The organism is Bordetella genomosp. 7, from assembly GCF_002261415.1.
Taxonomy (GTDB): domain Bacteria; phylum Pseudomonadota; class Gammaproteobacteria; order Burkholderiales; family Burkholderiaceae_B; genus Bordetella_A.
The window spans coordinates 275,201-299,512 of sequence record NZ_NEVI01000023.1 but is presented as its reverse complement, the minus strand read 5'-3'; the positions used below and the strand labels follow the sequence as shown (position 1 = coordinate 299,512).

At 61.7% G+C, this 24,312-nt stretch carries 23 protein-coding genes and 4 tRNA genes; 23 read left to right on the top strand and 4 right to left on the bottom strand.

What is annotated here, in order from left to right; genetic code table 11:
* Positions 1-62 precede the first annotated feature (62 nt).
* Positions 63-1,448 carry a NarK family nitrate/nitrite MFS transporter gene (locus CAL18_RS18355; RefSeq protein WP_026640545.1) on the bottom strand — a complete coding sequence of 462 codons (1,386 nt, stop codon included), beginning with the start codon at positions 1,446-1,448 and terminating at the stop codon, positions 63-65.
* 59 nt (positions 1,449-1,507) lie between these two features.
* Positions 1,508-2,758: an MFS transporter gene (locus tag CAL18_RS18350; RefSeq protein WP_094818474.1), complete on the bottom strand. Its 1,251-nt coding sequence runs from the start codon at positions 2,756-2,758 to the stop codon at positions 1,508-1,510.
* A gap of 167 nt (positions 2,759-2,925) precedes the next feature.
* On the opposite strand from CAL18_RS18350, the gene CAL18_RS18345 reads away from it, so the two are divergent.
* The gene (locus CAL18_RS18345) at positions 2,926-3,474 is read left to right on the top strand and encodes a DUF924 family protein (RefSeq protein ID WP_094818473.1); all 549 of its coding nucleotides are present in this window, start codon (positions 2,926-2,928) and stop codon (positions 3,472-3,474) included.
* A gap of 12 nt (positions 3,475-3,486) precedes the next feature.
* Here CAL18_RS18345 and ada read toward each other — a convergent pair whose 3' ends face one another.
* Entirely contained in the window at positions 3,487-4,581 is a 1,095-nt protein-coding gene (gene ada / locus CAL18_RS18340) for a bifunctional DNA-binding transcriptional regulator/O6-methylguanine-DNA methyltransferase Ada (protein ID WP_094818472.1), read from the bottom strand.
* Between the two features lie 427 nt (positions 4,582-5,008).
* Between ada and CAL18_RS18335 the strand changes: the two genes are divergently transcribed.
* The 5 genes from CAL18_RS18335 (at position 5,009) to CAL18_RS18315 (ending at position 10,308) form a co-directional block, all read left to right on the top strand.
* Entirely contained in the window at positions 5,009-5,686 is a 678-nt protein-coding gene (locus CAL18_RS18335) for a response regulator (RefSeq protein ID WP_026640541.1), read from the top strand.
* 85 nt (positions 5,687-5,771) lie between these two features.
* Positions 5,772-7,148 carry a sensor histidine kinase gene (locus tag CAL18_RS18330; RefSeq protein WP_051423849.1) on the top strand — a complete coding sequence of 459 codons (1,377 nt, stop codon included), beginning with the start codon at positions 5,772-5,774 and terminating at the stop codon, positions 7,146-7,148.
* A gap of 108 nt (positions 7,149-7,256) precedes the next feature.
* On the top strand, positions 7,257-8,252 hold the full coding sequence (locus CAL18_RS18325; protein WP_094818471.1) for a Bug family tripartite tricarboxylate transporter substrate binding protein: 996 nt from the start codon (positions 7,257-7,259) through the stop codon (positions 8,250-8,252).
* A gap of 95 nt (positions 8,253-8,347) precedes the next feature.
* A complete protein-coding gene (locus CAL18_RS18320; RefSeq protein WP_026640538.1) occupies positions 8,348-8,785 on the top strand; it encodes a tripartite tricarboxylate transporter TctB family protein in 438 nt (145 codons plus the stop codon).
* Positions 8,782-10,308 carry a tripartite tricarboxylate transporter permease gene (locus tag CAL18_RS18315; RefSeq protein WP_026640537.1) on the top strand — a complete coding sequence of 509 codons (1,527 nt, stop codon included), beginning with the start codon at positions 8,782-8,784 and terminating at the stop codon, positions 10,306-10,308. Before CAL18_RS18320 ends, CAL18_RS18315 begins: the two co-directional genes overlap by 4 nt.
* A 42-nt stretch (positions 10,309-10,350) precedes the next feature.
* Here the strand turns inward: CAL18_RS18315 and CAL18_RS18310 are convergent, their stop codons facing one another.
* Positions 10,351-11,517, bottom strand: a complete 1,167-nt coding sequence (locus CAL18_RS18310; RefSeq protein ID WP_094818470.1) for a pyridoxal phosphate-dependent aminotransferase — start codon at positions 11,515-11,517, stop codon at positions 10,351-10,353.
* A gap of 258 nt (positions 11,518-11,775) precedes the next feature.
* Between CAL18_RS18310 and CAL18_RS18305 the strand changes: the two genes are divergently transcribed.
* The 17 genes from CAL18_RS18305 (at position 11,776) to rplL (ending at position 24,249) form a co-directional block, all read left to right on the top strand.
* Positions 11,776-11,982 carry a cold-shock protein gene (locus CAL18_RS18305; protein ID WP_026640535.1) on the top strand — a complete coding sequence of 69 codons (207 nt, stop codon included), beginning with the start codon at positions 11,776-11,778 and terminating at the stop codon, positions 11,980-11,982.
* Between the two features lie 1,449 nt (positions 11,983-13,431).
* The gene (gene mnmG, locus CAL18_RS18300; protein ID WP_094818469.1) at positions 13,432-15,351 is read left to right on the top strand and encodes a tRNA uridine-5-carboxymethylaminomethyl(34) synthesis enzyme MnmG; all 1,920 of its coding nucleotides are present in this window, start codon (positions 13,432-13,434) and stop codon (positions 15,349-15,351) included.
* Entirely contained in the window at positions 15,348-16,025 is a 678-nt protein-coding gene (gene rsmG, locus CAL18_RS18295) for a 16S rRNA (guanine(527)-N(7))-methyltransferase RsmG (protein ID WP_026640533.1), read from the top strand. The genes mnmG and rsmG overlap by 4 nt, the downstream gene beginning before the upstream one ends.
* Positions 16,022-16,822: a ParA family protein gene (locus CAL18_RS18290; RefSeq protein ID WP_026640532.1), complete on the top strand. Its 801-nt coding sequence runs from the start codon at positions 16,022-16,024 to the stop codon at positions 16,820-16,822. The genes rsmG and CAL18_RS18290 overlap by 4 nt, the downstream gene beginning before the upstream one ends.
* Before the next feature lie 175 nt (positions 16,823-16,997).
* Complete coding sequence (locus CAL18_RS18285) at positions 16,998-17,909, top strand: ParB/RepB/Spo0J family partition protein (RefSeq protein ID WP_026640531.1); 912 nt, start codon at positions 16,998-17,000, stop codon at positions 17,907-17,909.
* Positions 17,902-18,906, top strand: coding sequence for an asparaginase (locus CAL18_RS18280; RefSeq protein WP_094818468.1), 1,005 nt, complete (start codon positions 17,902-17,904; stop codon positions 18,904-18,906). The genes CAL18_RS18285 and CAL18_RS18280 overlap by 8 nt, the downstream gene beginning before the upstream one ends.
* 74 nt (positions 18,907-18,980) lie before the next feature.
* Positions 18,981-19,067, top strand: a tRNA-Tyr gene (locus tag CAL18_RS18275).
* A gap of 123 nt (positions 19,068-19,190) precedes the next feature.
* Positions 19,191-19,264 (top strand) — tRNA-Gly (locus CAL18_RS18270).
* 6 nt (positions 19,265-19,270) lie between these two features.
* Positions 19,271-19,345: transfer RNA gene (locus CAL18_RS18265), tRNA-Thr, on the top strand.
* A gap of 54 nt (positions 19,346-19,399) precedes the next feature.
* A complete protein-coding gene (gene tuf, locus CAL18_RS18260; RefSeq protein ID WP_094797607.1) occupies positions 19,400-20,590 on the top strand; it encodes an elongation factor Tu in 1,191 nt (396 codons plus the stop codon).
* Between the two features lie 116 nt (positions 20,591-20,706).
* A tRNA-Trp gene (locus CAL18_RS18255) sits at positions 20,707-20,782 on the top strand.
* A gap of 114 nt (positions 20,783-20,896) precedes the next feature.
* The gene (gene secE, locus CAL18_RS18250; RefSeq protein ID WP_026639803.1) at positions 20,897-21,277 is read left to right on the top strand and encodes a preprotein translocase subunit SecE; all 381 of its coding nucleotides are present in this window, start codon (positions 20,897-20,899) and stop codon (positions 21,275-21,277) included.
* Positions 21,278-21,286: 9 nt separating this feature from the next.
* On the top strand, positions 21,287-21,820 hold the full coding sequence (nusG, locus tag CAL18_RS18245; RefSeq protein WP_026639802.1) for a transcription termination/antitermination protein NusG: 534 nt from the start codon (positions 21,287-21,289) through the stop codon (positions 21,818-21,820).
* 62 nt (positions 21,821-21,882) lie between these two features.
* Positions 21,883-22,314, top strand: a complete 432-nt coding sequence (rplK, locus tag CAL18_RS18240) for a 50S ribosomal protein L11 (RefSeq protein WP_026639801.1) — start codon at positions 21,883-21,885, stop codon at positions 22,312-22,314.
* Positions 22,315-22,316: 2 nt separating this feature from the next.
* Positions 22,317-23,015 carry a 50S ribosomal protein L1 gene (gene rplA, locus CAL18_RS18235; protein WP_026639800.1) on the top strand — a complete coding sequence of 233 codons (699 nt, stop codon included), beginning with the start codon at positions 22,317-22,319 and terminating at the stop codon, positions 23,013-23,015.
* Positions 23,016-23,267: 252 nt separating this feature from the next.
* On the top strand, positions 23,268-23,792 hold the full coding sequence (gene rplJ, locus CAL18_RS18230; RefSeq protein ID WP_026639799.1) for a 50S ribosomal protein L10: 525 nt from the start codon (positions 23,268-23,270) through the stop codon (positions 23,790-23,792).
* Between the two features lie 76 nt (positions 23,793-23,868).
* Positions 23,869-24,249 carry a 50S ribosomal protein L7/L12 gene (gene rplL, locus CAL18_RS18225; RefSeq protein ID WP_026639798.1) on the top strand — a complete coding sequence of 127 codons (381 nt, stop codon included), beginning with the start codon at positions 23,869-23,871 and terminating at the stop codon, positions 24,247-24,249.
* Positions 24,250-24,312: the final 63 nt, after the last annotated feature.

The following is a 24,312-nucleotide window of genomic DNA, read 5'->3' as shown; positions in this document are numbered from 1 at the left end:
GGGCGGGCACGCCATGCGTACTAGGCTTTGCTAGCCCGATATGACTAGGCACAGGCCATGCCTCAGCACGGCACGGGCGCATTGCGCCGTGCGTAGTACCACCACGTGACGCCCAGGCACGTGACGTAAAAGGCGATGAAGCAGTACAGCGCCCCCGCAACGCCCCCGGTCAGTTCAATGGATGTGCCGAAGCTGCGCGGGATGAAGAAACCGCCGTACGCGCCTATGGCCCCCGAAAAACCCAGCACTGCCGCCGACTCTTTGCCCGCATCGATCAGCGCCTGCTTCTGCGCAGCGGCGCCGCGCCCCTGCGCCGCGGCCGTGCGTTCGTGCAGAAAGATCACGGGAATCATGCGGAAGGTCGAACCGTTACCCAGGCCGGTCAGGGCAAACAGCACAATGAACATCGCCAGGAAGCCGGTGAAGTTGCCGGGGCCGGCCGGACCGGGCACATACATGAGCACACCCAGCACGGCGAGGATCATGGCGGCGAACACGAGCAGGGTGACGCGCGCTCCGCCGACCTTGTCGGATATCCAGCCGCCCAGCGGACGGGTCAGCGATCCGACCAGCGGCCCCAGGAAGGCATATGTCATTGGATCGATGTCGGGAAACAATGCTTTGGTCAGCATCGCAAAGCCGGCCGAAAACCCGATGAACGACCCGAAGGTGCCCACATACAGCCAGCACATCAGCCAGTTGTGCTTGCGCGTGAAGATCACCGCCTGGTCGGCGAACGAGGCCTTGGCGTCGGCAATGTCGTTCATGCCGAACCACGCCGCCAGCGACGAGGCCAGGATGATGGGCACCCAGATAAAGCCCGCATTCTGCAGCCAGATCTGGTGCTCGGCGCCATCTACCACGAAGCGTTGCGAGTCGCCGCCCAACGTGCCGAGCACGCCCATGGAAATGATCACCGGTACAACGAACTGCACCAGCGACACGCCCAGATTGCCGATTCCCGCGTTCATGCCGGTGGCGAAGCCCTTCTTTTCCTTGGGAAAGAAGAAACTGATGTTGGCCATGCTGGAACTGAAGTTTCCGCCCCCCAGGCCGCACAGCAGGGCCAGTGCCAGCAGGGTGGGGTAAGAGGTGGTGGAGTCCTGCAGCGCGAAGCCCATGCCCAGCGCGGGAATCAGCAGGGTGGCGGTCGAAATGGCGGTCCAGCGGCGGCCGCCGAACACCGGCACCAGGAAGGAATAAAAGATTCGCAAGGTCGCGCCCGACAGCGCGGGAAGGGCGGTGAGCCAGAACATCTGGTTCTTCGAGAGTTCGAATCCGGCCTTGTCGAGATTGACGACTACCACGCTCCACAACATCCAGATGCTGAATGCCAGGGCAAGGGCGGGGATGGAAATCCACAGATTGCGGTTCGCGATGCGGGCGCCGGTGTTGCGCCAGAATTTCTGGTCTTCCGGTTCCCAGCGGTTCAGTACATAGCTGGACATGATGTTCTCGCGTTCAGATGTGCCGGACGCGGCAGGCGCCCGGCTGGGATGACTGGGGCTCAGGCGGCCCGCAGGCGTTCGACAGGGGTGGGACGAAAGCTGTAGTGCATCCAGATGAGCGACACGCATACCGTGCCGTACATCAGCATGAAGGCGCTGGACCGGACGCCGGTCAGGTCCAGCAATGCGCCGAAGAGTATGGGTAGGACGAAGCCGCCCAACCCGCCGGCCAGGCCCACCACGCCCGAGACGGCGCCGATGTTCTGGCCGAACTCATCAGAGATGAACTTGAAGACCGAGGCCTTGCCGATGGCCATGGCAATGCCCACGACAAACATCAGGATCGTGAACAGAGTGGGGCCGATCGCCAGCGAGAACTCGCGCGGCCCGGCGTCGGTCTGTACGATGAAATGCGTTTGCGGGTAACTGAGCAGAAAGAACGCCACCCAGCACACCCACATTACCCACCAGGTGGTGCGGTAAGCGCCGTACTTATCGGAGATCCAGCCGCCTACGGCGCGCAACACGCCGCCCGGCAAAGAGAAGCACGCGGCCAGCAACGCCGCCAGCCGCATATCGAAGCCATATTCGCTGACGTAGTACTTGGTCATCCACAGGGCCAGCGCCACGTAGCCGCCAAACACGACCGAGTAGTACTGGCAATAGCGCCATACACGCGGGTCGCGCAGCATGGCCAGCTGTGTCCGCAGGCTGGTTTCCTGTTGCACCTTGTGGGCCGGGTTGGTGGCAGAACTTGCCCAGAACAGGATTGCCGTGGCCAACAGCGCTATTGCATAGACTTTGGGCACGATGACCCACGCCCCGCCCGCGGCGGCTATCAACGCGGGCGCGGCGAACTTGGTCAAGGCAGACCCGGAATTTCCGGCCCCGAAGATGCCCATCGCCAAACCCTGGCGATGGCGCGGAAACCATCGGGCCACGTAGGGCGTGCCCACCGAGAACGAGCCGCCCGCCAGGCCCACGAACAGCCCCAGCGCCAGGAAATGCCAGTATTGGGTCGCGTACGCCAACAGCCATACGGCGGGCACGGCCGCCAGCATCAGCAGGAAGAAGACGATGCGTCCGCCATACCGGTCCGTCCAGATGCCAAGCGGCACCCGAACCAGCGAGCCGCTGAGCACAGGCATGGCGGCCAGCAGCCCGAACTCGGTTTCCGACAAACCCAGCTGGGTCTTGATCGGAATGCCCAGCACGGCAAATATCATCCATACCGCAAAGCAGATTGTGAAGGCGAACGTACTGGAGATCAGCACACGGGTTGCGGCGCCCGTTGAAGCGGGGTGTTCCATAGCGGGTTGCTCAGGTCGATGAACTTCTGTGGCCATGCACCCAAGATACGGATGCGTACGACCCCTGAACATTCGTCGGCCGACCTGCTGCCGCACGGCAAAGTGACTAGTTCTTTTTCTACGCCTTGGGTAAGCTGGCCGTCCTGGCAACGACGACACTACCCACCGTGGCTGATACTTCTCTACACCCTGCTCAGGTCGTGGACTTCTGGCGCAACGCCGGCCCGCAGCGCTGGTTCACCAAAGACCCGGCGTTCGACCAGGCATTCAGCGCCCGCTTTCTCGACCTGCACATGGCCGCGGCAAGGCGGCAACTGGACGCGTGGCAAGACACGGCATACGGAACTCTGGCGCTGCTGATCCTGCTTGATCAGTTCCCGCGCAATGCGTTTCGGGGCACAGGCCACATGTATGCCACCGACCCGCTGGCCCGGTATTACGCGCGCAACATGCTCAAGTCGGGCCAGGACGCCGAAATTGAAGCGTCCATGCGCGTCTTTTGTTATTTGCCGTTTTCGCATTCCGAGAACATGCAAGACCAGCGCCTGGCTGTAGAAAAGAACACACCGCTGGGCTCGCTCGCGCTGTTTCACGCCGAAGAACATCTGGAAATCATCAAACAGTTCGGACGTTTCCCGCACCGTAATCGCGAGTTGGGGCGCGACACCACTCCTGAAGAGCAGGCGTTTCTGGACGGCGGCGGGTTTGCGGGCTGAGCGGCGCGCCGCTCAGGCGGCGCCTGCGTCCGCCACGGTCGGTTCGGCTTCGCGCTTGAGTAGTTCGCGCTTGCGTTCCACGCCCCACCGGTATCCCGATATGTCGCCGTCACGCCTGACCACGCGATGGCACGGAATGGCTACCGCCAGCAGATTCGCGCCGCAGGCCTGGGCCACCGCGCGAACCGCCCTGGGAGCGCCTATGCGTTGCGCAATGTCGGCGTAGCTGACGGTGGCGCCAGCCGGCACCTGCCTCAGTGCTTCCCACACCCGTTGCTGGAACGCCGTGCCGCGCACGTCCAACGGCAGATTGAGCCCCAGCCCGGGAGCTTCCACGAATCCCACCACTTCGGCCACCAGGCGTTCGAAGGACGGGTCGCCGCCATGCAGGCGGGCATTGGGAAAGCGGTCCTGCAGATTTCGCACGAGCGCATCGGGATCGTCGCCCAGCGTAATGGCGCATATGCCGCGCTGACTGCATGCCACCAAGATGGCACCCAGGGAACATTCACCCACGGCAAACCGGATATCCGTATTGCAGCCGCCCCCCCGGTAGTCGCTGGGGCGCATTCCCAGCATGCCCGCGCTGGCCTCGTAGAACCGGCTGTTGGAATTGAATCCGGCATCGTAGATGGCCTGCGTTACCGTGTTGGCGCCCGACAGTTCATCGCGCAGCCGCCGTGCGCGATGCGCAGTGGCGTACGCCTTGGGGGTAAGCCCTGTTTCGGCTTTGAAGATGCGATGGAAATGGAATGCACTCAGGCCAGCCTGGGCGGCCAGCATGGACAGATCCACGGCATGCTCGGCAGTCTCGATCTGTCGACAGGCCTGTGCCACCAGGGCCGCGTGCCGGGCGGCGACGCTGCTGCGGTCGGCAGCGGTGCGCCGGCTCGCCCGAAAACCCGCCGCCTCGGCTTGTTCGGGTGTATCGAAAAAGCATACGTTCTCGCGGCGCGGCAGGCGCGACGCACTGCTGGGCCGGCAGTACACGCCCGTGGTGCGCACCGCGTAAACAAAATACGGATCGGCAGCGGTATCGCGCGCGCACACAGCCGCCCATCTGGATTCTTCGGTCGTATAGTCAGTGTCCGGCTGCGGGGCATCCATGTTCGCACCACTTTCAAGTTCGCTTGACAACACGGTACTCCAGAATTTGACCGCAAGAATTCCGGTTCTTGCGGTTGAATTGCAGGATATGTTAGTAAGTATTCACCCTGGGTGGAAATCATGCCCGCCTAAAATTTCGTGCCTGTGGATAACCTCTGGGAAGCAGTACTGTGTACAGTATGTGGACCCAGGATGAACAACCAAGGGTTCGGCAGGCGCCCGAAAAAGTTGTTCAACTTGCTCCAAGTCGCTAAACAGAAGTCTTGCACAGTCAAAAATAGCCGTAAGCCGTTGAATTTTCTGTGCAATACCAAGTTAATGGAGTTATCCACAGGCCTTATTAATCATTAGTCTTTATATAAAGAAGAAAGAAGAGAAAAAACATCTATCCCGTCCCGCCACGGGCCTGGTGGCAAAATTTCACCCTATGCGTATCCTGTTGGTAGAAGATGAAGCCGAACTGGCCAGGTGGCTGTCACGCAGCCTGGCGCGCCACGCCGGCTTCGTGGTCGAATGGGCCGATGACGGGCTGTTGGCCGAACGCCGGCTTGCGATCGAAGAATTCGACGCGGTGATTCTCGACCTGGGGTTGCCAGGCATGGACGGCCATACCCTGTTGTCCAAGATCCGCGCCCGCGATGACCGCACTCCGGTGCTGGTGCTGACCGCTCGCGACTCATTGGTCGAACGCGTAGGCACGCTGCATGAAGGCGCGGACGATTTCCTGCCCAAGCCTTTTGTGCTTGAAGAACTCGAAGCACGGCTTACCGCCCTGATCCGGCGCAGCCGCGGACGCGAGCACCCCCGGTTGGCATTGGGAGACCTCGTGCTGGATACGTCGGCGCAGCGTTTTACCGTGCGTGGCCAGGCCTTGCAGTTGTCGCCACGCGAGCATGCCGTGCTCAGGGTGCTGATCCAGCGCAGCGGCGAACCGATGAACAAGCAGCAAATTCTTGACCGCATCCAGACCGACGATTCCGATATCAACCTGGAGGCGGTCGAAGTCCTGGTACACCGGCTGCGCAAGAAACTGGCCGATACTGGTGTGCAGATCGTTACCCTGCGCGGCATGGGGTACTGCCTGGAGGCCACCGTTGAAGGCTAGGCTCGGCCGTGGGTGGCGGCCGGCGCGCCCCCGCACGCTGAAGTCGCTGCTGTTGTGGTGGCTGGTGCCGGCGCTGGTCTGCATTATGTTGGCAGCCCTGTGGTTGTCCAATAACCAGCTGCGCCAACAAGTAGATCTTGCGTACGATCGTTCGCTTGCGGGAGCCTTGCGCTCCATCGACCACAACATATCCACAGCCAGCGGTGGGCTGGCCATGGAGCAGCCCTACCTGATGCTCGAGTTCTTCGAACTCACGGCCAATGGCAATGTGTACTACCGGGTGGCGACGGAAGACGGGCTGGCCGAAATCGGCAACCCGGACCTGCCGATGCCCGACAAACCGTTGATATCGGGACAGCCCCAGTTCTTTTACGCGGAATACCAGGGGGTGCCGTTGCGCGTGGCGGCCCTGGCCCGGCCCATGGATCCGCCCCTGTACAACAATCTGGGCGGGCGGGTCATTGTGCAGGTGGCCGAAACGCTTGAGTCACGCCAGGACTTCCTGCAAAGGGCGCTGCTGCGCGCGCTGGAGCGCGATATCGTCGTTATCGGCATAGTGGTGCTGGTGGTGGTGTGGAGCGTTCTCATGGCCGTGCGGCCGCTGGAACGGCTGCGCCAGGACGTCGAGAGCCGGTCGGCAGACGATTTAAGCCCCGTAGAGGCTCCGGACATCCCGGGTGAGGTCAGCCCCCTGGTCGATGCCGTAAACCTCCACATGGGCCGTTTTGCGGCCCAGGCGAGGCTGCAGCGGCAGTTCCTGGACGACGCGTCGCACCAGTTGCGCACTCCCTTGTCGGTTTTGCGTACCCAGACAGCCTACGCATTGCGGGAATCCGACCCGCACGAGGTCCGGTCGGTGTTGCTGGCCATGCAGGAAGGCCTGGACCGCGCCGTACGCACCACCAACCAGATGCTGGCGCTCGCGCGCGCCAAGGATGCATCGCTGGCAGAGGGCGGCCTGGCGTCCGAAAAAGTTGACCTGACCGCTGTCGCCCAAAGCGTGATCCGCGCCCTGCTGCCCGCGGCGCGGGCCCGCCAGCTGGACTTGGGCCTGGAGGCGTCGAGCCTGCCGGTGTGTATCCAGGGCGTTGACTGGCTGTTGCGCGAGGCGTTGAGCAATCTGGTGGACAACGCCATCCGGTACACCGCGCCGGCAAGCCAGGTGACGGTTCGCGTCTATGCCGACGAACGTTATGCACGGGTCACCGTCGAAGACTGCGGCCCCGGGATGTCCGAGGACGACATCCGCCGCGCCAGTGTGCGTTTCAGGCGCGGCGCGGCGGGCAAGAACAAGCCCGGCGCCGGCCTGGGACTGGCCATTGTCCGCACGATCGTCGACATACACGGCGGAAAGATGGTGCTGGAAAACCTTGCCGCTAATGGGGGGTTGCGGGCGGCATTGGTGTTTACCCTTGATTCCTTTCCCGATGCTGCGGTGCGACACGAAATAGCCGGTTTCTGAAAGCTTCCGGAAAGCCTCGATTGGGTACGGTTCTGTTCCGTGGCCCGGGCCGCTCTTCAGTGCCCGGCTGCTGTGATTACTTTTAAAAAGCGATTCACGGAGACCGTAATGCAATCCTTCCTGAAAACCCGCGTGATAGCGGTTATGGGCGCTTGTGCGCTATTGGCGGGCATGACCGCTCAGGGCGCCGAAGAACCGCGCCGGCCCGAATGCATCGCGCCCGCCCAGCCGGGTGGCGGATTCGACCTGACCTGCCGGCTCGCGACCGAGGGCCTGAAGCAGAGCGGCGCCCTGAAAGAGCCGATGCGCATCATCTACATGCCCGGCGGCATCGGCGCCGTGGCGTACAACAACATTGTGGCCCAGCACCCCGACCAACCGGGCACTATCGTGGCGTTCTCCGGTGGATCACTGTTGAATCTGGCCCAGGGCAAGTTCGGCAAGTACAACGTGAACGATGTGCGCTGGCTCGCAGGCATAGGCACCGACTATGGTGTTGCCGTGGTGCGCAATGATTCACCGTATACCGACCTCAAGAGCCTCATGGAGGCGTTCAAGAAAGACCCCACCAAGATCGTCCTGGGCGCAGGCGGAACGGTGGGCAGCCAGGACTGGATGAAAGCCGCGCTTACCGCCAAGGCGGCTGGCGTTGATTTCCGCAAAATGCGCTTTGTGGCGTTCGAAGGCGGCGGCGAAGCCGTGACGGCCCTGCGCGGTGGCCACATCCAGGCCTACATGGGAGACGCCGCCGAAGCCTTCACCATGCTGGAAGGCGGCGCCCCCATACGCGTGCTGGCGGTGTTCAACAGCGAGCGCCTGCCCGGCAAGCTGGGCGTGGTGCCCACCGCCAAGGAACAGGGCTACGACATCGAATGGCCCATCATCCGCGGGTTCTACGTAGGCCCGAAAGTTTCGGACGAAGCCTACCAATTCTGGGTCGACGCCTTCAACAAGACGATGGCCTCGCCCGAATACGCCAAATTGCGCGAGCAGCAGGGCTTGTTCCCGTTCGACAAAACGGGCGCGGAGCTCGATGCGTATGTCAAAGAGCGCGTACAGGCCTACCGCGAACTGGCCGACAGTTTCGGCCTGATCAAGAAGTAAGCCGCAGGCGGCGACCGCCGCCATCTTCCGTGCCGCGGCGCGAGTAGCGTGTAGTCCGGATGCGCGCGCGGCACTCCGATTCTTGGATATTGATCATGAACGATCGAACCCTGGGCATTGCCGCCCTGGTCCTGGCCGCCCTCATGACGTGGGCCGGCTGGGACATCGAAGCGCCGTTTGCGTACGAGCCCGTGGGGCCGCGCGCCTTTCCCATGCTGATTGCGCTGATCATCGGCCTGTGCGGCCTGCGCCTGGCCATCAAGGGCGGCAATCCGGTCGAAGCCAACTCCGCAGGCGCAAATTCGCGGATTGCCCTGATGGTGCTGGTTGCCGGCGGCTACGCTTTCCTGTTCCAGTGGTTGGGCTTTGTGCTTGCCACCACGCTGATGACGATGTTCGTGGGCCGTCTGTTTGGCGGCACCTGGCTCAAGTGCGCCGTTGGCGGCCTGATCATGGGCGTGTTCTTCTTTGTACTGTTTGATCAGGTGCTGGATGTGGTGTTGCCGGCCGGCCTGCTGGGGGATCTGCTATGAGCGGCATCATCGACCATCTGTCTATCGGCTTTGGCGTCGCGTTCTCGCTGACCAACCTGCTGGTGGCGGCCATAGGCTCATTCATCGGCACCATGGTGGGCGTATTGCCAGGCCTGGGCCCCATCAACGGCGTGGCCATGCTGATACCGATCGCCTTCGCCATGAACCTGCCCCCCGAAACCGCGCTGATCCTGCTTGCGGCGGTATACGTGGGCGCGGAATACGGCGGGCGCATTACGTCCATCCTGCTTAACGTGCCCGGTGAAGCCAGCGCCATCATGACGACACTGGACGGCTATCCGTTGGCCCGGCAGGGGTTGGCCAACGTGGCGCTTTCCCTGTCGGCAGCGTCGGCTTTCGTCGGCGCTCTTGTGTCGGTGACAGGCATCGTTCTGCTTGCGCCGCTGCTGGCCCGGTGGGCGCTGGCGTTCGGGCCCGCGGAATACTTTGTGCTGATGGTGTTCGCGTTCTGCTGCCTGACCAGCCTGCTGGGCAAGCAGCCGGTCAAGGGCGTGCTGGCAGCCATGATAGGCCTCGGTATTTCCGTGATCGGCGTGGACTCGAATTCCGGCGTCTATCGCTATACGTTCGAATCGGTACACCTGGCCGACGGCGTCGATTTCGTTGTGGTGGTTATTGCGCTGTTTGCCATGGCGGAAATGCTGGAAATGCTGGAAAAGGTGGTTGCAGGTCACAGCGTCGAGGTCAAGCCCAGCGGCCGCAAACTGTTCAACCTGAAGGAACTCGCCTTTACCGCGGGCAGCATCGGACGCAGCTCGCTGGTCGGATTCGGCGTCGGGGTATTGCCTGGCGCGGGCGCCAGCGTGGCCGCCGCCGTGGCGTATTCCCAAGAGAAACGCATCATCGAAGGCAAGGACCCCGATGCCAAGTTCGGCAAAGGCGACATGCGCGGGCTGGTCGCGCCCGAGTCGGCGGCCACCGCGTCGGCGATCGGGTCGTTCGTTCCCATGCTGACCCTGGGCGTGCCCGGATCGGGCACCACGGCGGTGATGATGGGCGCGCTCACGCTCTACAACATTACGCCCGGCCCCGTGCTGTTCGACACCAAGCCAGAACTGGTTTGGGGACTTATCGCGTCATTGTTCATCGCCAACGTGCTGTTGTTCCTGATGAACGTGCCTATGGTGCGTGTGTTTTCGAAGGTGCTGTCGGTACCGGGCTGGCTGATGGTGCCGGGCATCCTGAGCATCAGCTACATCGGCGTATACGCGATCAATGCCGGTACGTTCGACTTGCTGATGGTGGTGGGCGTCGGCGCCATCGGGTACTTGCTGCGCAAGTTCGGCGTGCCCATGGCCCCCCTGGTGCTTGGCGTGGTGCTGGGCGACATGATGGAACAGAGCTTGCGTCGCGCCCTTTCGATTACCAACGGTGAACTGTCGGTGCTGTACAGCAGCCCCGTATCAGTCGGCCTGTGGATTGCCGCCGCAGCAGTGGTTGTTGTGCCGCAGATACTGCGTCGCAGGCGACAGCATCGCCAGCCGCGCAACGCGGCAGCCTGACCACTGCTTTAATGGGGCCAGATCATTGATCTGGCCCCTTTTTTATACGGCCGCCAGTCGCTCGATAGCGTCATCCAGCGTGGCATCCTTTTTGGCGAAGCAAAAACGCACCAACTGATGGTTCGACTGCGGCGCATCGGGGTGCTGATAGAACGCGGAAACCGGAATAACGGTGACACCGTGGCGTACCGTCAGGTCCTGCGCGAAGTCGGATTCCGATTGCCGGGAAATCGCGCTGTAGTCGGCCAGCAGAAAGAACGTTCCCGCGCTCGGCAGCGGCTTGAACCGCGTACCGGCAAGGCCGGCGGCCAGCCGGTCGCGCTTGGCCTGGTAGAACGCGGACAGTTCCGTATACGGTTTGGGGTCGCGCATGTACTCGGCCAACGCGAACTGCATGGGCGATGAAACCGTAAACACCATGAATTGGTGCACTTTGCGCAGTTCGGCGCTCAGGTGGCGAGGCGCGCAGCAGTACCCGATTTTCCAGCCTGTCGTGTGGTAGGTCTTGCCGAACGACGAAATCACGAAGGCGTGTTCGGCCAGCAGGGGGCGCCGGGTCAGGCTGGCGTGCGGCCGTCCGTCGAACACGATATGTTCGTATACCTCGTCGGACAGCAACAGCACACCCGTTTCGCTGACGATGGTTTCCAGCATATCCAGATCGCTGTCGTCCAGTACTGCGCCCGTGGGGTTGTGGGGGAAGTTGAGTATCAGCAGCCGCGTGCGTGAAGTAATGGCGTCGCGCACCCGTTGCCAGTCGATGCGGTAATGAGGGTCGTCTTGCGTGGGGGCGCGCAAGGGTACAGGCACCGCCGTGCCCCCGGCCAGGCGTATGCCGGGCAGATAGCAGTCGAAGCAGGGCTCGATGACCACGACTTCGTCGCCGCTGTTTACAGAGGCCAGTATGGTGGCCATCAGGGCTTCGGTTGCGCCGCTGGTGACGGTGATTTCGGTTTCGGGGTCGTAGGCGTGCCCGTACAGGGTATTGATTTTGTCGGCAATGCTCTGACGCAGCGGCGCGACGCCAGGCATATAGGGGTACTGATTATGGCCGGCGCGCATTGCTTCGGTGACGAGCGAGCAAAGGCGAGGGTCGGGATCAAAATCGGGAAACCCTTGCCCCAGGTTGATAGCGTCGTGCTCAGTGGCCAGGCGGCTCATGACGGTAAAAATAGTCGTGCCGACATCTGGCAGCTTCGATCGGATCATGGTGTTGTACAGCGGCGAGGTCGTGAATTGAAAACACGTAAGTATCCCACTATTGACGCCTGGCTCCGGCACACGTGACAGGGATATTTACGGGATCCGGCTTGGGGAAAAAGCCACATAGGGGTAAACAACTATTTGTCTTGTCCAAGACCCGTGAGTATGCTGGCTTTCGCAGTTGATTCAAGTGTTGCACAGGCCTTTACAGCGTTGGCGTCCTTGATTCACTTGCATTCGTTTTTACTACCAGGACGCTAGACAATGGTTCAGAAGGGCAAGGTCAAATGGTTTAACGCCGACAAGGGCTTCGGTTTCATTACCCCGGACGCCGGCGGCACCGACGTGTTTGCACATTTCTCCGCGATTCAGGGGCGTGGTTATCGCAGCCTGAACGAAGGTCAGGAAGTCGAGTTCGAAGTCAAGGAAGGGCCCAAAGGGCCTCAGGCGGCCGATATCCGTCCGCTCTGAATCGGTATAGTCCGTTCTTCTGCCAGGGCCCCCCCTGGCTGCCGCGCCCCGAAGCTGCACAGCTTGCGGGGCGTTGTTATTTCTGGCTCGGCCATTGTCGCCTTCGCCCAGCCAACCGCTGTGAGTAAGCTTGGGGATAACACTGTGGAGAAGCGGCCGGGCGGTGGAAGGCGGCCGGGATAAGGCCGTAATTGGCTCGTGTACCGAAATAGTTTTGCACAGTGGAACATGCCCGCGCACCGAAGCTACAGAACGTCCGGCACCTTACGGTCCACACGGAGGGTGGCGAGGTGCTGTTTCAAAAACTGCCATGATTTCCGGCACTTATCGTCGTTCGTGTGGCTAATGCAGCGGATTCGGAATAACGCAGCGCGGGCTTGCCGTGCTGTCTTCTTATTGCACCGCCGCATGGGGCGGGCAGTTGTTCACAAAGATATCCCCAGATTTGCGCCCTTGCGTGCCTGCGCCTGCTCCGTGACGCAGAAGTGACACGTTTGTGTGGATAGTTGCGTCTGGGCCGTCGGCCTTAACGGCGGCGTGATGTGTTCCACGTGAAACATGACTTCTGGGTGCCGCTCCGTACAGGCTAAACGATAGGTAACTTTCAAGCGAACTTGGAACGCACGGGACCTAAAGACGGCGTGTCTTGGATATTGGACTTTCGGATATTTAACACCGGGGTCATCGCGCTGGCGCCTCGGATGCACCCATCAACGCTCATGTCGTTCAACCTAAGCTGCTGCCCCGATCGTTGAGTTCGGGGTGGTGCTTCCAACGCGGAGTGCCTCGGGTGTTAACCGCAATAAGGGGGACATCAGCCACATGACGTGCCTAAGTACCTATAGGTGAGGTATGGCTTGGCGGGACGCGATAGGTCGGCCTTGCGTTGCCCATTCTTGTTTGATGATCCAAGCCGGCACGCTGGTTCGATTATCAAAGGTTCCCAGGCGAAGGAAATCCGGCCGACTATTTGGCGTGAATCAACTATGGGTCCGGCACGTAGCCCTTAGGCATACGGCCCGTAAGTCATGCAACGAAATGGTGGGATGTTCCACGTGAAACAATCTCAATAGGCGCCCGGTACGTGGCACCAGGTGGGCAGACCTCCGGCAGTCGGCTGTTTAGCTGCGAGTATCCACAACGCCGCCACGCGGATAGCGTCCAGCGCGATTGCGTCGGGTCGTCGTCTCGATTCAATTGGCCCTAGGCAGCCGAACCTCACGTAAGTACGCGGTCTACCGATATGCCAACGACCCGCTCGCGAAACACCACCTTGGCGGTCAGAAGAGCGAGCATATAGGCGCAAGGACAAAGTGCCGATGTTCCACGTGAAACACTGGGGCCACAATCGGCTTCATCCGATTGCAATTCCTCCTAGGTTTCACGTGAAACACCAACTCTGCGCACTCTATAATGGAGCCTAATTAGCTCTTTGTTTTGCTCTGCACTATGGATTATCCGCGCGAATTTGACGTGATTGTCGTTGGGGGCGGCCACGCCGGTACCGAAGCCGCGCTCGCCGCCGCGCGCATCGGCGCGAAAACCCTCCTTCTGACTCACAACATCGAGACCTTGGGTCAGATGTCTTGCAATCCGTCCATAGGCGGTATCGGTAAGGGGCATCTAGTCAAAGAAGTCGACGCATTGGGCGGGGCCATGGCCATTGCCACCGACGAGGCCGGCATTCAGTTCCGGATTCTGAATGGCTCCAAGGGTCCTGCAGTGCGCGCCACGCGGGCTCAAGCGGACCGGGTGCTCTACCGCAAGGCAATTCGCGGCCGGCTGGAAAACCAGCCGAATCTCTGGATATTCCAGCAAGCCGTCGACGACCTGCTCGTGGACGGAGACCGGGTGACAGGCGCCGTCACCCAGATCGGGCTGAAGTTCCGTGCCCGTACGGTTGTGCTTACCGCAGGAACGTTCCTGAATGGCTTGATCCATGTCGGCCTGCAGAACTATTCGGGCGGGCGTGCCGGGGATCCTCCGGCGGTTTCTCTGGCGCAACGTCTGAAGGAATTGAAACTTCCGCAAGGGCGGCTGAAGACGGGCACGCCGCCACGCATCGACGGCCGCTCTATCAACTACAGCGTGCTGGAAGAACAGGCGGGCGACCTTAATCCCGTGCCGGTTTTTTCTTTCATGGGAAATACCGGCATGCATCCGCGTCAGGTGTCGTGCTGGGTAACCCACACCAATGCGCGTACGCACGACATCATCCGGAAAGGGTTGGATCGGTCGCCCATGTACAGCGGCGTCATTGAAGGTGTAGGCCCCCGGTACTGCCCGTCTATCGAAGACAAGATCCATCGCTTCGCGGACAAGGAATCGCACCAGGTATTCCTGGAACCCGAAGGCCTGGATACGCACGAGGTGTATCCCAACGGCGTGTCCACCAGCCTGCCGTTCGATGTGCAATGGGATCTGATCCATTCGCTGCCCGGCCTGGAAAACGCACATATCTTGCGCCCAGGTTACGCGATCGAGTACGACTACTTTGATCCGCGTGGCTTGAAATCTACGCTGGAAACCAAAGCCATCGGCGGCCTGTATTTCGCCGGCCAGATCAACGGCACCACAGGGTACGAAGAGGCGGCCGCGCAAGGCTTGTTGGCGGGCGCCAACGCAGCCTTATGTGCACTGGAGCGCGAGGCCTGGACGCCGCGGCGGGACGAAGCCTACCTGGGCGTGTTGGTAGACGACCTGGTTACGCGCGGCGTCACTGAACCGTATCGCATGTTCACCTCTCGGGCCGAATATCGCCTCAGCCTGCGCGAAGACAACGCCGACTTGCGGCTCACCGAAACCGGACGCAAGCTGGGCTTGGTCGACGACGCACGTTGGGATGCCTTCTGCCGCAAACGCGATGCGGTGTCTGCAGAAGTGCAACGTCTGAAATCCACGTGGGTGAACCCGCGCACCCTGCCCGCAGAAGTAGCCGAGCCACTGCTCGGCAAACCAATTGAACGTGAGTACTCACTAGCAGATTTGATCAAGCGACCCGCGGTGTCCTATGCCACGTTGATGCAGACGCGCAACCCCGACGGCACGCTGTTGGCCGGCCCGGGGCTGCTGGACGACGACATACTGGCCGAGCAGGTAGAAATACAGGTGAAGTATGCGGGCTACATCGCGCGCCAGCAGGACGAAGTGCAAAAGCATCTTGCACATGAACAGCAGCCCATTCCCGCCGATCTGGATTACGACGCTGTGAGCAGCCTGTCGTTCGAAGTGCGGCAAAAGCTCAAGACGCATCGCCCGGAAACCATCGGCCAGGCCGCCCGCGTGTCCGGCGTCACTCCGGCGGCCATATCGCTGCTGCTCATCCACCTGAAGCGCCTGCACTACGGCTCGCGCAAGCAAGTCGCATGAGCGCCGCAACCGGCGTCGACCTGTCGCAGCAACTGCACGAAGCCGCGGCGGAACTGGGCGTGTCCATAGACACGCCCCAGGCAGAAAAACTATTGGGCTATCTGGCGCAAATGCAGCGTTGGAATCGCACCTACAACCTGACCGCCATCCGTGATCCCGCGCAGATGCTGGTGCAACATCTGTTTGACAGCCTCAGTGTGATTGCGCCGCTGGGTCGCGTCATTGCCGCGCACACGCCGGCCCGCGTCTATGACGTCGGCTCGGGAGGCGGTCTGCCCGGCGTGGTGCTCGCCATCATGCGTGCGCCTTGGCAGGTTACCTGTGTCGACGCCGTCGAAAAGAAAACGGCTTTTGTGCGCCAGGTATCGGGCGTGCTCGCGCTGCCCAACCTGCACGCCGTGCATGCGCGGGTGGAGCAGTTGCAACCTGCGCAGTGCGACCTGGTGATCTCGCGCGCGTTCGCTTCGCTCAAGGATTTCGCGTCGTTGGCAGGCCGCCATGTGCGCAACGATGGTACGCTCGTCGCCATGAAAGGGAAGGTCCCGCAAGACGAGATTGAAGCCTTGCATCAGCAAGGCGATTGGCGCGTAGAAGACATCCAGGCGCTGCAGGTGCCCCGGCTGGATGCGCAACGTTGCCTGATCTGGATGCGTCGCAGTCAAGGAACTCTATGAACACCACTTCGTCCGGTCCTCGCAGTGCCCGCGTATTCTGCATTGCCAACCAGAAAGGCGGGGTAGGCAAGACCACTACTGCCATCAACCTGGCCGCAGGGCTGGCCAAGCACGGCAAGCGCGTACTGCTGGTAGACCTGGACCCCCAGGGCAACGCCACCATGGGAAGCGGCATCGACAAGAGCTCGCTCGAATCCAATCTTTACCAGGTGCTGATAGGCGAGTCTTCCATCGAGCAGGCGCGGGTATCGTCCGAAGCCGGTGGATACGACGTGCTGCCCGCCAACCGCGAACTGGCCGGCGCCGAAATCGACCTGGTAAACATGGATGAACGAGAGCGGCAACTAAGGGCCGCCATCGATGCAGTAGCCACGCATTACGATTTCATTCTTATCGATTGTCCGCCCACCTTGTCGCTGCTGACGCTCAATGGACTGGCTGCAGCGCATGGCGTCATTATCCCCATGCAGTGCGAGTACTTCGCGCTCGAAGGGCTGTCCGACCTGGTAAACACCATCAAGCGCGTTCACCGCAACATCAACGGTGAACTGCGCCTGATCGGTTTGCTGCGCGTCATGTTCGATCCGCGCATGACGCTGCAGCAGCAAGTGTCGGCGCAGCTCGAATCGCACTTCGGCGACAAGGTGTTCTCGACAGTCATTCCGCGCAACGTCAGGCTCGCCGAGGCGCCCAGCTACGGACTGCCGGGCGTCGTGTACGACGAGAACTCACGAGGCGCGCAGGCATACATCGCTTTTGGCGCCGAGATGGTAAAGCGCGTCGAAAGCATGGACTGACGCGACGCCATGGCTGCCCTGTCGCCATGCTGGGGTTATCCACACGTCCACGGCGGCGTTGGCCGGCGTATCGTTCCAGCTGGCGCAAGAGGGGTGTAGCCGTGGTCGGCACCTTATCGCGCGGCCTGCAGGCCGCCAACACCAATATCGAAAGTAGTAGAAAGGATTAATCGACATGGCCACCAAGAAACCCAAGGGCCTGGGCCGCGGGCTGGATGCGCTGCTAGGTGCAGACGGGCCTGCCATCGAAACCTTCGGCAAGACTCCGGCAAAGTCGGAAGGCCCGCCGTCTACCCTGCCGGTTTCGAAAATGCGCGCCGGCAAGTACCAGCCCCGCACGCGCATGGACGAGGGCGCGTTGAATGAATTGGCCGAGTCCATTCGAGCCCAGGGCATCATGCAGCCCATTCTTGTGCGCGCGCTTGGCGACGACCCCGGTCGCTACGAAATCATCGCCGGAGAGCGGCGCTTTCGCGCCGCCCAGCTCGCGGGCCTGAAAGAAGTGCCTGTGCTGGTGCGTGACGTGGCCGACGAAAACGCCGCGGTCATGGCCCTGATCGAAAACATCCAGCGCGAAGATCTGAACCCCCTCGAAGAAGCCCAGGGCGTGCGCCGGCTGCTCGACGAGTTCGGCCTTACGCACGAGCAGGCGGCCCAGGCCATCGGACGATCGCGTTCGGCTACCAGCAACCTGCTGCGCCTGCTGAACCTGGCCGCTCCGGTACAGACCATGTTGCTGGCCGGCGACATCGACATGGGCCACGCGCGTGCGTTGCTGGCGGTGGACGCCGCCACGCAGATCCAGCTTGCCAACCAGATCATCGCCAAGCGGCTCTCGGTGCGTGAAGCTGAAAAACTGGTTGCAAAGACGGCCAAGGACGCGGAAACGCCGCTGCGCAAAAAGGCAAGCGGCGCCTCGCGCGACGTCGCACGCCTGGAAGAGGCGCTTTCCGATCAGTTGGGTACGCGCGTGGCCCTGAAAGTGGGCGCGCGCGAAAAAGGCCAGATCGTCATCGACTTCCATGGCTGGGAGCATTTAAACGCCCTGCTTGAACGGCAGGGGCTGTCCGGGGTGCTGGATGCCTGAACCGAGGTTGCCCGCCATCGCGGTATTGGCAACGGGCGGCACGATCGCCGGCGTCCAGTCCGAGCAGGCTTCGGCGGCCTATCGCGCCGGCGCGCTCGACGTCAGCGAACTGCTGGCGGCCGTGCCGGGCCTGGGCCAACTGGCGCATATACGGGCCGAGCAAGTCGCCAGCGTCGGCAGCCAGAACATGTCCTATGACGTCTGGTCGCGCCTGGCGCGCCGTGTCCAGGCGCTGTGCCAGGATCCCGCCGTGGACGGCATCGTGATCACCCACGGCACCGATACGCTGGAAGAAACCGCGTACTTTCTCAGCCTGGTCATCCGCCACGACAAACCCGTCGTGCTGGTAGGAGCCATGCGCCCGGCCACCGCGCCCGGCGCAGACGGGCCGGCCAATCTGTTCTATGCCGCGGCGCTGGCGGCCTGTCCACAGGCGCGCGGGCGCGGCGCGCTGGTCGTCATGAACGAAGACATCCACTACGCGCGCGAAGTGCAAAAAGTATCCTGCGCCGGTGTCAACGCTTTTGCATCGCCGAACCGGGGCAGGGCCGGCGTCATGCGCGGTTCGCAGGCGTTTTTTTACTCCGGCAACACTACCGTGCATTCAGTGGCCAGCGAATTCTCGCTCGAAACGCTGGAAACCGGGGGGTGGCCCAGGGTGGAAGTGGTGCATGCCGGGGTCGACCTGGGCGGCGACGTGATCGAGTTCCTGGCAGGCCGCTGCCAAGGCATCGTGCTGGCGGGCGTGGGCGACGGCAACGCCACGGATGCCGCGATGCAGGCCTTGCAGCGCGCCGCCGCGTCGGGCGTCGCGGTGGTGCGTGCCAGCCGCACGGGCAGCGGTCGCGTGGGCCGAAACGGCGAAGTCGACGATGACGCTGCCGGGTTCATCGCCGCGGGCGAACTCAGCCCCCAAAAAGCGCGCGTCCTGCTGACGCTGGGGCTGTCGCAGACCCGCGATGTGGGCAAACTCCAGGCTTATTTCGATCGCTATTAGCGGTTCACCCACAAATGGGCGCCGCACGATTTGACATTCAATTTAAAAGTGCCCATAATCCCTAGTTCTCCGCTGGAGGGGTGCCCGAGTGGTTAAAGGGGGCAGACTGTAAATCTGTTGGCCTTGCGCCTACGTTGGTTCGAATCCAACCCTCTCCACCAGAGACCCATATTCCGAATCCAGGCGCCATGCCTGGATTCTCAATGTAAGGCCCCAGGTTTTTCCGCTCGGTTCGCTGTGCGGCGGGTACTGCGGAATACGGGCGAGAGGTGAAAGGATAGCCCGCGGGTGTAGCTCAATGGTAGAGCAGAAGCCTTCCAAGCTTACGACGAGGGTTCGATTCCCTTCACCCGCTCCAGAATTTGCCCATGTGGCTCAGTGGTAGAGCACTCCCTTGGTAAGGGAGAGGTCACGCGTTCGATCCGCGTCATGGGCACCACAACTTTTTGTTCTCTTCTTAGTCAGAAGCTTCAATCCAGGTCAGGAGTCAGCCATGGCAAAAGGCAAGTTTGAACGTACCAAGCCGCACGTGAACGTGGGTACGATTGGTCACGTTGACCACGGCAAAACGACGTTGACGGCGGCGATCACGACGGTGCTGTCGACGAAGTTCGGCGGGGAAGCCCGCGGCTACGACCAGATCGACGCGGCGCCGGAAGAGAAGGCGCGTGGCATCACGATCAACACGTCGCACGTTGAATACGAGACGGATACGCGTCACTACGCGCACGTTGACTGCCCGGGCCACGCTGACTACGTCAAGAACATGATCACGGGCGCGGCGCAGATGGACGGCGCGATCCTGGTGTGTTCGGCCGCAGACGGCCCGATGCCGCAGACGCGTGAGCACATTCTGCTGAGCCGCCAGGTTGGCGTGCCGTACATCATCGTGTTCCTGAACAAGGCCGACATGGTTGATGACGCCGAGCTGCTCGAGCTGGTGGAAATGGAAGTGCGCGAGCTGCTGTCGAAGTACGATTTTCCTGGCGACGACACGCCGATCATCAAGGGTTCGGCCAAGCTGGCGCTCGAAGGCGACAAGGGCGAGCTGGGCGAGCAGGCGATTCTGAAGCTGGCCGAGGCGCTGGACACGTACATTCCGACGCCGGAGCGCGCGGTTGACGGCACGTTCCTGATGCCTGTGGAAGACGTGTTCTCGATCTCGGGTCGGGGCACGGTGGTCACGGGCCGCGTCGAGCGCGGCGTGGTCAAGGTTGGCGAAGAAATCGAAATCGTGGGCATCAAGCCGACGGTCAAGACGACGTGCACGGGCGTGGAAATGTTCCGCAAGCTGCTGGATCAAGGCCAGGCCGGCGACAACGTGGGTATTCTGCTGCGCGGCACCAAGCGTGAAGACGTCGAGCGTGGCCAGGTGCTGGCCAAGCCGGGTTCGATCACGCCGCACACGGAATTCACCGCCGAGGTGTACATCCTGTCCAAGGAAGAAGGCGGCCGTCACACGCCGTTCTTCAACGGGTATCGTCCGCAGTTCTACTTCCGCACGACGGACGTGACCGGCTCGATCGAACTGCCCAAGGACAAGGAAATGGTGCTGCCGGGCGACAACGTGTCGATGACGGTCAAGCTGCTGGCGCCCATCGCCATGGAAGAAGGTCTGCGCTTCGCCATCCGTGAAGGCGGCCGTACCGTCGGCGCCGGCGTCGTCGCCAAGATCATCGCCTGATTGGTGCGATCTGCCCGGGAAGCTGGCCCTTTTGGGGCCGCTTCCCATATTTGTGAAAAAAGTAGTACTATGTATGGTTCCGCAAGGTGCCATGCATCACGCGTTGCAAGCGTTTTAGGGGTATAGCTCAATTGGCAGAGCGTCGGTCTCCAAAACCGAAGGTTGTAGGTTCGATTCCTACTGCCCCTGCCACACTTTGGCCCAAGCCGTGGCCAACAAGGCCCTGTTCGTTGTCAACCCCGCTCGCTATCAAACCGCCGGGAGATCACCGCAAGCCCCGCAATCTTGGCTGGCTCGCGTCGCAAAATGTCTAATACCAGCGTAGAAACCGTAACCAGCACCTCCGACCGGGTCAAGCTCGGCCTGGCGGTACTTGTCGTTATTGCTGGCATCGTGGGTTTTTCGGTGCTCAGCGCGCAGCCCATGGCTCTGCGTATCGGCGTGTTCGTGGGTGGCCTCGTGTTGGCTGCCATCATCGTCTGGCTCAGCGAGCCGGGGCGTCGTACCGTCGCCTTTGCCGGCGAGGCCTACAACGAAACCAAGCGGGTTTCGTGGCCCACCCGCAAAGAAACCACCCAGATGACGGGCATCGTATTCGCTTTCGTGGCGATAACGGGCCTGTTGATGTGGGTGTTCGACAAGGGCATCGAATGGATACTCTACGGCCTGTTGCTGGGCTGGAAATAAGGACGCCGCATGAGTAAACGTTGGTATGTCGTCCATGTCTATTCGGGCATGGAAAAAAGCGTCCACAAGGCCCTGCTCGAGCGCATCGAGCGTGCGGCCCTGCAGACGTCGTTCGGCCGCATCCTGGTGCCGTCGGAAGAAGTCGTCGAAATGAAGGGTGGCCAGAAGTCCATCAGCGAGCGTCGCATTTTCCCGGGCTACGTCCTGGTCGAAATGGATCTCACGGACGAAACCTGGCACCTGGTCAAGAACACCAACCGTGTCACCGGCTTTTTGGGTGGCTCGGGCAATCGTCCCACGCCGATTTCCGAAAAAGAAGTCGAGAAGATCCTCTCCCAGATGGAAGAGGGCGTCGAGAAACCCCGCCCCAAGATCCTCTTCGAAGTGGGCGAGATGGTTCGCGTGAAAGAAGGTCCGTTTGCAGACTTCAACGGCAACGTCGAGGAAGTCAACTACGAAAAGAGCAAGGTGCGCGTGTCTGTCACCATTTTTGGTCGCGCCACGCCCGTCGAACTCGATTTCAGCCAGGTCGAAAAGACCTGATTCTCAACCCCGGGGAGCCCGCCGCGTTCGCGATGGGCGCTTGAACCCGCAAGGAGCAAAGCATGGCGAAGAAGATCGTCGGCTTTATCAAGCTGCAAGTACCAGCTGGTAAGGCAAACCCCTCTCCCCCGATTGGCCCGGCGCTGGGTCAGCGTGGCCTGAACATCATGGAATTCTGCAAGGCGTTCAACGCCAAGACCCAGGGCATGGAGCCCGGTCTGCCGATTCCGGTGGTGATCACCGCTTTCGCCGACAAGAGCTTCACCTTCATCATGAAGACCCCGCCCGCGACGGTCCTCATCAAGAAGGCCGCCGGCGTGCAAAAGGGTTCGGCCAAGCCGCACACCGACAAGGTCGGCACGCTGACGCGCGCCCAAGTCGAAGAAATCGCCAAGACCAAGGAACCCGATCTGACGGCCGCCGACCTGGACGCCGCCGTTCGCACGATCGCTGGCAGCGCCCGCAGCATGGGCATCACGGTTGAGGGAGTCTGATCATGGCAAAACTTTCCAAGCGCGCCGCCGCCATCGCCAAGAAAATCGACCGCACCAAGCTGTATCCCGTTTCGGAAGCGCTGGCGCTGGTCAAGGAAACCGCCACCGCCAAGTTCGATGAATCCATCGACGTGGCCGTGCAGCTGGGCATCGACCCCAAGAAATCCGATCAGCTCGTGCGTGGTTCGGTAGTGCTGCCCGCCGGCACCGGCAAGTCGGTTCGCGTGGCCGTGTTCGCCCAGGGCGACAAGGCCGAAGCCGCGCGTGCGGCTGGCGCCGACATCGTCGGCATGGATGACCTGGCCGAAAGCATCAAGGGCGGCCAGATCGATTTCGACGTGGTCATTGCCTCGCCCGACACCATGCGTGTGGTCGGCACCCTGGGCCAGATCCTGGGCCCGCGCGGCCTGATGCCGAACCCCAAGGTCGGCACCGTGACCCCCGACGTCGCCACGGCCGTGAAAAACGCCAAGGCCGGTCAGGTCCAGTACCGTACCGACAAGGCCGGCATCATTCACGCCACCATCGGCCGCGCCTCGTTTGGCGTGGAACAACTGCAAACCAACCTGGCTGCGCTGGTTGACGCCTTGCAAAAGGCCCGTCCCGCTGCCGCCAAGGGTATTTACCTGCGCAAGCTTGCCGTGTCGTCCACCATGGGCGGCGGTGCGCGCGTAGAAGTAGCTTCGCTTTCGGCCAGCTAATCGGCTGAAGGCAAAAACGAACTTTGGGCTGCATCCGGATTTCCGGATGTTGCTGTCAAAGACCGCTGGAGCAGGGCACGGGCAGCCGTAACGTTCTTGCCCCGCTTAATACCGGAGCTTATCCAGTCCGGATCCAGCGTAGACGGCGTCCCCAGGAAGATTTCTTTACCCGAAGAACTCAACCAGGCGCCGCATTCGGTTGACGCGCAAGGCCTCCGGGCCCCAGGCGTCTTTTGATGGAGTGTTCAAACCGTGAGTCTCAATCGTCAAGAGAAAGCGGTGGTGATCGAAGAAGTCTCGGCAGTCGTTGCCAAGGCCCAGTCGATCGTTATCGCCGAGTACCGTGGTCTGGACGTCGCCTCTGTCACCGTACTGCGCAAAACTGCGCGTGAATCGGGCGTGTATCTGCGTGTTCTGAAGAACTCGCTGGCCCGTCGTGCGGTTGCCGGCACGGCTTTCGAGCCGCTGTCCGAGCAACTGACCGGTCCGCTGATCTATAGCATCAGCCAAGACCCGGTGTCGGCGGCCAAGGTCCTCGCTGGTTTCGCGAAAAGCAACGACAAGCTGGTCATCAAGGCGGGCGCACTGCCCAACAACTTGCTGAGCCAAGAAGGTGTGAAGGCCCTGGCCACCATGCCCTCGCGCGAAGAGCTGCTCTCGAAACTGCTGGGCACCATGCAAGCCCCCATCGCGCAATTCGTGCGTACGCTCAACGAAGTTCCCACCAAGTTCGCCCGTGGCCTTGCCGCCGTGCGCGATCAGAAGGCAGCGGCGTAAGCCCTGCTCCGTGGAACTCGCTGAACGACCGAGCGACACCCAACCTGGCATTTATCCAATTCTGGAGTTCTGAAAAATGGCACTGAACAAAGCTGAAATCCTTGACGCCATCGCTGGCATGACCGTGCTCGAGCTGTCCGAGCTGATCAAGGAAATGGAAGAGAAGTTTGGCGTGTCGGCTGCTGCCGCCGCCGTGGCCGTGGCTGCCCCCGCTGCGGGTGGCGGTGCTGCCGCTGCTGAAGAGCAGACCGAATTCACCGTGGTTCTGGCTGAAGCCGGCGCCAACAAGGTGAGCGTCATCAAGGCCGTGCGTGAACTGACCGGCCTGGGTCTGAAGGAAGCCAAGGATCTGGTCGACGGCGCGCCGAAGCCCGTCAAGGAAGGCGTTGCCAAGGCTGACGCCGAAGCCGCCAAGAAGAAGCTGGAAGAAGCTGGCGCCAAGGTCGAAGTCAAATAAGCCTTGCGTCAACTGCCCGGGGACAGCGCAGTTTGCCGTCCCCGGGCTTTTGCGTTTCCAGGA

Bases quoted from the DNA above. Each gene is read 5' to 3' on its own strand.
- CAL18_RS18355 (WP_026640545.1), bottom strand. From the start codon at position 1,448: ATGTCCAGCTATGTACTGAACCGCTGGGAACCGGAAGACCAGAAATTC.
- CAL18_RS18350 (WP_094818474.1), bottom strand. From the start codon at position 2,758: ATGGAACACCCCGCTTCAACGGGCGCCGCAACCCGTGTGCTGATCTCC.
- ada (WP_094818472.1), bottom strand. From the start codon at position 4,581: ATGGATGCCCCGCAGCCGGACACTGACTATACGACCGAAGAATCCAGA.
- CAL18_RS18335 (WP_026640541.1), top strand. From the start codon at position 5,009: ATGCGTATCCTGTTGGTAGAAGATGAAGCCGAACTGGCCAGGTGGCTG.
- CAL18_RS18330 (WP_051423849.1), top strand. From the start codon at position 5,772: ATGTTGGCAGCCCTGTGGTTGTCCAATAACCAGCTGCGCCAACAAGTA.
- CAL18_RS18325 (WP_094818471.1), top strand. From the start codon at position 7,257: ATGCAATCCTTCCTGAAAACCCGCGTGATAGCGGTTATGGGCGCTTGT.
- CAL18_RS18320 (WP_026640538.1), top strand. From the start codon at position 8,348: ATGAACGATCGAACCCTGGGCATTGCCGCCCTGGTCCTGGCCGCCCTC.
- CAL18_RS18315 (WP_026640537.1), top strand. From the start codon at position 8,782: ATGAGCGGCATCATCGACCATCTGTCTATCGGCTTTGGCGTCGCGTTC.
- CAL18_RS18310 (WP_094818470.1), bottom strand. From the start codon at position 11,517: ATGATCCGATCGAAGCTGCCAGATGTCGGCACGACTATTTTTACCGTC.
- CAL18_RS18305 (WP_026640535.1), top strand. From the start codon at position 11,776: ATGGTTCAGAAGGGCAAGGTCAAATGGTTTAACGCCGACAAGGGCTTC.
- mnmG (WP_094818469.1), top strand. From the start codon at position 13,432: ATGGATTATCCGCGCGAATTTGACGTGATTGTCGTTGGGGGCGGCCAC.
- rsmG (WP_026640533.1), top strand. From the start codon at position 15,348: ATGAGCGCCGCAACCGGCGTCGACCTGTCGCAGCAACTGCACGAAGCC.
- CAL18_RS18290 (WP_026640532.1), top strand. From the start codon at position 16,022: ATGAACACCACTTCGTCCGGTCCTCGCAGTGCCCGCGTATTCTGCATT.
- CAL18_RS18285 (WP_026640531.1), top strand. From the start codon at position 16,998: ATGGCCACCAAGAAACCCAAGGGCCTGGGCCGCGGGCTGGATGCGCTG.
- CAL18_RS18280 (WP_094818468.1), top strand. From the start codon at position 17,902: ATGCCTGAACCGAGGTTGCCCGCCATCGCGGTATTGGCAACGGGCGGC.
- tuf (WP_094797607.1), top strand. From the start codon at position 19,400: ATGGCAAAAGGCAAGTTTGAACGTACCAAGCCGCACGTGAACGTGGGT.
- secE (WP_026639803.1), top strand. From the start codon at position 20,897: ATGTCTAATACCAGCGTAGAAACCGTAACCAGCACCTCCGACCGGGTC.
- nusG (WP_026639802.1), top strand. From the start codon at position 21,287: ATGAGTAAACGTTGGTATGTCGTCCATGTCTATTCGGGCATGGAAAAA.
- rplK (WP_026639801.1), top strand. From the start codon at position 21,883: ATGGCGAAGAAGATCGTCGGCTTTATCAAGCTGCAAGTACCAGCTGGT.
- rplA (WP_026639800.1), top strand. From the start codon at position 22,317: ATGGCAAAACTTTCCAAGCGCGCCGCCGCCATCGCCAAGAAAATCGAC.
- rplL (WP_026639798.1), top strand. From the start codon at position 23,869: ATGGCACTGAACAAAGCTGAAATCCTTGACGCCATCGCTGGCATGACC.